The organism is Devosia sp. (assembly GCF_036406155.1).
Taxonomy (GTDB): domain Bacteria; phylum Pseudomonadota; class Alphaproteobacteria; order Rhizobiales; family Devosiaceae; genus Devosia_A.
Genome location: NZ_DASWVV010000052.1, coordinates 21,837 through 27,917, shown reverse-complemented (window position 1 = coordinate 27,917; position 6,081 = coordinate 21,837). Strand labels below are relative to the sequence as shown.

6 protein-coding genes are annotated in these 6,081 nt (G+C 69.3%); 3 read left to right on the top strand and 3 right to left on the bottom strand.

Translation table 11 applies throughout. The features are described 5' to 3' along the window. Window positions 1-470: 470 nt before the first annotated feature. Both VGD93_RS03460 and VGD93_RS03455 read right to left on the bottom strand, forming a co-directional pair. On the bottom strand, window positions 471-1,322 hold the full coding sequence (locus tag VGD93_RS03460) for a fumarylacetoacetate hydrolase family protein (RefSeq protein ID WP_395009216.1): 852 nt from the start codon (window positions 1,320-1,322) through the stop codon (window positions 471-473). Window positions 1,323-1,421: 99 nt separating this feature from the next. Beyond that, window positions 1,422-2,177 carry a GntR family transcriptional regulator gene (locus VGD93_RS03455; protein ID WP_395009214.1) on the bottom strand — a complete coding sequence of 252 codons (756 nt, stop codon included), beginning with the start codon at window positions 2,175-2,177 and terminating at the stop codon, window positions 1,422-1,424. 128 nt (window positions 2,178-2,305) lie between these two features. Between VGD93_RS03455 and VGD93_RS03450 the strand changes: the two genes are divergently transcribed. The 3 genes from VGD93_RS03450 to rnk (VGD93_RS03440) all read left to right on the top strand — a co-directional run bounded on the left by VGD93_RS03450 (window position 2,306) and on the right by rnk (VGD93_RS03440) (window position 5,139). Continuing rightward, complete coding sequence (locus VGD93_RS03450; RefSeq protein ID WP_395009213.1) at window positions 2,306-3,853, top strand: UxaA family hydrolase; 1,548 nt, start codon at window positions 2,306-2,308, stop codon at window positions 3,851-3,853. A 273-nt stretch (window positions 3,854-4,126) separates the two neighbouring features. Further along, a complete protein-coding gene (gene rnk / locus VGD93_RS03445; protein ID WP_395009212.1) occupies window positions 4,127-4,528 on the top strand; it encodes a nucleoside diphosphate kinase regulator in 402 nt (133 codons plus the stop codon). Window positions 4,529-4,692: 164 nt separating this feature from the next. Next, window positions 4,693-5,139 carry a nucleoside diphosphate kinase regulator gene (rnk, locus tag VGD93_RS03440; RefSeq protein WP_395009210.1) on the top strand — a complete coding sequence of 149 codons (447 nt, stop codon included), beginning with the start codon at window positions 4,693-4,695 and terminating at the stop codon, window positions 5,137-5,139. A gap of 6 nt (window positions 5,140-5,145) precedes the next feature. On the opposite strand, the gene VGD93_RS03435 is transcribed toward rnk (VGD93_RS03440), so the two are convergent. Continuing rightward, window positions 5,146-6,063 carry an SMP-30/gluconolactonase/LRE family protein gene (locus tag VGD93_RS03435; protein ID WP_395009208.1) on the bottom strand — a complete coding sequence of 306 codons (918 nt, stop codon included), beginning with the start codon at window positions 6,061-6,063 and terminating at the stop codon, window positions 5,146-5,148. Window positions 6,064-6,081 lie beyond the last annotated feature (18 nt).

The following is a 6,081-nucleotide window of genomic DNA, read 5'->3' as shown; positions in this document are numbered from 1 at the left end:
GCCGCCGGCCGGGCAGGCCGGGAGTCGTCCCGGCCAGGCCGGTCCGTGACGGGTCGGGCGACCGATACGCTCGGTCGCCTCGCGACACTGGCAGCCGCTGCCCGGCTGCCGAAGGCAGGGCCCCCGCCGGCAGCGGCAGGGTCCTGGCCGGAAGCGATGCGGCGAAACCTTGATGCGTGACCGCACAACCGTAACGGGCCGGCTCCAAACCACCCGGCCGCTCCGGCGAGGCGCCAGCCTCACCTTTTTGCGGACTACCCGCTCCGAGGCGACCGCCTCGCCGGGGCCGCTTCCCTCGACAAGGGAGGCGGCGGAAGAACAGAGGCGAAACCGTAAGGCGGGATGCCGGGGCGGCGTCTTGCCGTGCGCGAAAGGCAGCAGGGCCCATGCCCGACAAACGCCCTTTCGCACCGGACCGTCATCCCCGGACGGCGCGCCGCGGCGATCTCGGGGATGCGCGCGTCCGCTTCCTAGCCCTGGTACGCCACCGTGCGCTGCTGCTGCTCGCCCAGCCCCTCGATGCCCAGCCGCATGGTCTGGCCGGGTTTGAGCCACACCGGCTCCGGCTTGACGCCCATGCCGACGCCGGGCGGGGTGCCGGTCGAGATGACGTCGCCGGGCTGCAGGCTCATGAACTGGCTGACGTAATGCACGAGGTGGCGGACCCCGAAGATCATCGTCTTGGTCGAGCCGTCCTGGTAGCGGTGGCCGTCGACGTCGAGCCAGAGCCTGAGGTTCTGCGGGTCGGCCACCTCGTCGGCGGTCACCAGATAGGGCCCGATCGGCCCGAAGGTGTCGGCCGACTTGCCCTTGGTCCACTGCCCGCCGCGCTCGGTCTGGAAGTGGCGCTCGGACAGATCGTTGATGACGCAATAACCGGCCACGTGGTCGAGGGCGTCGGCCTCGTCGACGTAGCGCGCCTCCTTGCCGATGACGACGCCCAGTTCGACTTCCCAGTCCGGCTTGAGGGAATTCTTCGGGATGATGACGTCGTCGTTGGGGCCGCAGATGGCGCTCGTCGCCTTCTGGAACAGGATCGGCTCGGCGGGAATCTTGGCGCCGGTTTCAGCCGCATGGTCGGCGTAGTTGAGCCCGATGCACATGAACTTGCCGACGCTGCCGACGCACGGGCCGACGCGCAGGCCGGGATCGAGGCGCGGCAGCGCCAGCGGGTCCGCCGCACGGATGCGGGCCAGCCCCTCGGGGGTGAGCACGTCGCCGGCGATATCGGGCACGACGCCCGACAAATCGCGGATCGAACCGTCGCTGGCAAGGATCGCGGGCCTCTCGGACCCCTTGGCGCCGACACGCAGAAGTTTCATCGAATATCTCCTCAAGGGTTGGCCATGCATAGACGCCGGTATGGGGCGGAGTCGAGGCCAGCACGGGCCGAATCCGTTCGGCGCCGGCAAGATTCCCCGTCAACCGAAGGGGAAGGTGGCGTATTCGGGGTCGTCGCGCAGCAGTGCACCGTCGGCGAACAGATCGGAATTGCTGCGGGCGAAGTCGATGAGTTCGGCCATCACCGAGTCGACATGGGCGCGCATGGCGGCGGCGGCGCCGGCAGCGTCGCCGGCTTCGATGGCGGCGAGGATGCGCCCGTGCTCGGCCAGCGTCACCTCGAGCCGGCGGGGCGTGAGGATCAGGCGGCGGGCCCGGTCGAGATTGGCGCGGGTGTTTTCGATCACCGCCTTGACCCGCGTGAAGCGCATGTCGCCGATGATGATGGCGTGGAACTCGAGGTCGCGCGCATGGAAGCCCGGTCGATCGCCGAGCTCGACGGCGGCGCGCTGGTAGCCGAGATTGCGGCGCAGCGCCGCGATGAACTCGGGCCCGTGGCTGGCGGTGACGATGCGCACCGCCTCGGCCTCCAGCGCCTTGCGGATCAGCATGTATTCGAGCACGTCGGCAATGCGGACCAGCGCCACGGTGGAGCCGCGCTGCGGCAGGATGTCGACCAGGCCCTCGGCCTGCAGGCGCGCCAGGGCCTCGGAGACGGGAAAGCGCGAGACTCCGAGCCGGGCGCAGACGGCCCCCTTGTCGATGACCTCGCCGGGGGCCAGCGCCAGCGTCACGATGGCCTGGCGCAGCGTGTCGGTCACCAGCGCCGTGACGTTGCCGCGTGTCGGGGTGGCGGGGGTGGCGAGAAAATGGTAGGGACTCGCGTCAGTCTTCATGCTAACATGTTAGTTGGGCGCCGAGGGCATTGCAATCGCCACGCTTGTCGCCCGCCGCGGCGCGGCCGGCAAGCCCACGCGAACGTCCCTCCCGGTGCCCCTCACGCCAGTCCAGGATACCCCTACCCATGTCCGAAACCATGTCCCAGCCTACCGCCCGCACGCTCGTGCTCAACCACGCCGACAACGTCGCCGTGGCGCTGGCCAATCTCGAGCCGGGGACGCCGGCCGACGGGGTGACGACGCTGCGGCGCATCGGCAAGGGCCACAAATTCGCGGTGCAGGAGATCGCGGCCGGCGCGCCCATCCGCAAGTTCGGCCAGATCATCGGCTTTGCAACGAGGCCGATCCCTGCGGGCGATTGGGTGCACGAGCACAATTGCGGCGTCGGCGAAGCGCACGGCGCCTTCGCCCGCGACTACGATTTCTGCGCCGGGGTGACGCCCGTCGATTTCGTGGCCGACGCCGAGCGCGCCACCTTCGAGGGCTACCATCGCGCCAACGGCAAGGTGGGGACGCGCAACTATATCGGCGTGCTCACCTCGGTGAACTGTTCGACCACCGTGGCCGGCTTCATCGTGCAGGAGATCGAGCGCAGCGGCGTGCTCGACGACTTCCCCAACATCGACGGCATCGTGGCGCTGAAACAGGCCAATGGCTGCGTCATCGATTCGCGCGGGGCCATCTTCGACGTGCTCAAGCGCACCAGCTGGGGCTACGCCACCAACCCCAACATGGGCGGCGTGCTCATGGTCGGGCTCGGGTGCGAGGGCTTCCAGATCCCGCGCTTCAAGGAGGCCTACAACATCACCGAGAGCGACACCTTCCGCACCATGACCATCCAGGAGACGGGCGGCACCAAGAAGACGGTGGAGGCCGGGGTGGAGGCCGTCAGGGCGATGCTGCCGATCGTGGGCGCGGTCGGGCGGACGACGGCGCCAGCCTCGGAGCTGATGCTGGCGCTGCAATGCGGTGGCTCCGACGGCTATTCGGGCATCACCGCCAACCCGGCGCTGGGCGTGGCCGCCGACCTCCTGGTCCGCCACGGCGGCACGGCCATCCTGTCCGAGACGCCGGAGATCTACGGCGCCGAGCACCTGCTGACGCGTCGCGCCAGGACCCGCGACGTGGGCGAGAAGCTGGTCGAGATCATCCACTGGTGGGAGGATTACGCCGCGCGCAACCTCATGGAGATGAACAACAACCCGTCGCCGGGCAACAAGCTGGGCGGGCTCACCACCATCCTCGAGAAATCGCTCGGGGCGGCGGCCAAGGGCGGCACCACGCCGCTCAATGCCGTCTACCGCTATGCCGAGCCGGTGACCGAGAAGGGCTTCGTGTTCATGGACACGCCCGGCTACGATCCGGTCTCGGCCACCGGGCAGATCGCCGGCGGGGCCAATGTGCTGTGCTTCACCACCGGCCGCGGCTCGGCCTACGGCGCCAAGCCGACGCCCTCGATCAAGATCGCCACGAACTCCGATACCTACCACAAGATGATCGACGACATGGACCTCAACGGCGGCGACGTGCTCGAGGGCGGGTCGCTGGAAGCCAAGGGCCGCGAGATCTTCGAGGAGGTGCTGCGCGTGGCCTCGGGCAAGAAGACCAAGTCGGAGTTGCTGGGCTATGGGGACAACGAATTCGTGCCCTGGCAGGTCGGCGCGACCTTCTAGCGGCAGGTCGGCGCGGGCATTGACCGCGGCCGCTTCAATGCCTACCTTACGAGCATGACGATGCGCCGCAAATCGATGCGAACTGCAGCCTGCCGGGTGACCTCCGCCGCAGGCCACTAACCCCCATGCCCGCGCGCCTGGCGCCGGCCGGGCCTGGGGTCCCCGCATCGATCAGCTGCCGCGGCGCGCGCGGCTCCGGCGCTTCCCCGAAAAATCCAGGACCACCTTGCCGCCCGCTGGGCGCGGCGGTTCGTTTCACCTGAGGACAACCCTATGCAGAGCATGCGCAAATACGACCTGAAGCCCAGGATCACCGTGGCCGAGGAGGACCACCGGCAGTTGCTCGCCCTGACGCTCGGGGGCGGCCAGCTGTCGGACGCGGCCGATGACCTGCTCGAGGAGATCGAGCGGGCGCGGGTGGTGCCCGAGAACAAGCTGCCGCCCGAGATCGTGCGCATGGGTTCGACCGTGACCTACCGGCCCGACAATGGCGAGGAACGCACGGTGACGCTGGTCTATCCGGCCGAAGCCGACATCTCCGCCAACCGGATCTCGGTGCTGACGCCCATCGGCACGGCGCTGATCGGGCTGGCCAAGGGACAGTCGATCACCTGGACGGCGCGCAACGGGCTCAAGCACGTGCTGTCCGTCACCGCGGTAGAGGACCCCGCCTAGCCATGCCGGGCGGGATCGGTCTCTGCCGGGCCGGCCGCGCGGCAGGCTCCGTGCCCTAAGTCCGGCGGTCGTCACCGGACTTAGGGATCGAGCAGCGCGACGCCCCGACATCATCCCCGGTTCGACCGGACCTGCCGCGGCAGGCCGGTGATGGAGAATTCGCCATGACCACGACCACGCTTCAGGAGTTCAACCTCTCCCCCGACATCATCCTCGGCAAGTCCGAGCACCATCAGCTCACCGTGCTGGTGATGGCCGGCAGCGGTCACAGCGCCGACATCGCGGACGCGCTGCTCTACGAACTGGGCCGGGCCCTGGTGGTGGCCGATCCCTTCGTGCCGCCCGACGCGGTCCGCATGGGCTCGACCGTGCGCTATCGCTCGAGCCGGGACGGCGAGCGCGAGGTGACGCTGGTCTATCCCGCCGAGGCCCGGGAGGGGAGCGACCGGCTGTCGGTCCTCACCCAGGTCGGCACCGCCCTGGTCGGGCTGCGGCGGGGCCAGGCGATCACCTGGCTCGACGAGGCCGGCCACAAGCAGGTGCTCACCGTGCTGTCGGTCGCCCCACCCGCCGAGGCGCCCGACGACGATCCCGGGCCGTCGGCCGCCTGACGGCCGCTACGGCCGCTGTGCGCCGTTGGCCTGGGTGTGCAGCAGGTGCATGGCGTCGGTGGCGGCGATGAACAGCCAGTTGCGCTTGCGCCCGCCGAAGGTGACGTTGGCGGGCGTTTTCGGGGTCAGGATCTTGCCGAGCTTGACCCCGGACGCCGTGTAGACATGCACGCCGTCGCCGGCGCTGGTCCACACATTGCCCTCGACGTCGCAGCGGAACCCGTCGGGCAGGCCCGGGTCGATGACGGCAAAGACCCGGTCGCGGCCCAGCGAGTTGCCGGCGCCGACGTCGAACGCGCGGATGTGGTGGGGGCGGTCCGGGCTGAAGCTGGCGCCGCTGTCGCCGATATAGAGCACGGACTCGTCGGGTGAGAAGGCGAGGCCGTTGGGTCGGTCGAAATCGTCGGCCACGACCGTGAGCGTGCCGCTTGTCGGGTCGAGCCGGTAGACGAAGCAGCCGTCCTGCTCCATGGCGCCCTTGTTGCCCTCGTAGTCGCTCTCGATGCCGTAGGCCGGGTCGGTGAACCAGATGCTGCCGTCCGATTTGACGACCACGTCGTTGGGCGAGTTGAGGCGCCGGCCGCGGTAGTTGTCGGCCAGGACGGTGATGGTGCCGTCGTACTCGGTGCGCTCCACGCGCCGGTTGCCGTGCGAGCACGACACCAGCCGGCCCTCGCGGTCACGCGTGTGGCCGTTGGTGTTGCCGGCAGGGGTGCGGAAGACCGACACCCCGGTCTCGGGGCTCCAGCGCAGCATGCGGTCGTTGGGGATGTCGCTCCACAGCAGGTAGTTGCCGTCACCGAACCATACCGGGCCTTCGGCCCAGCGGCAGCCCTCGTAGAGGGTCTCGAGGCGGGCGCTGCCGTTCACCAGCCGCGCGAATTCCTTCTCGAAATGCTCGTATGTCCCGTTGCTGCCGGCCATGGGTTCCCCCTGCTCCAG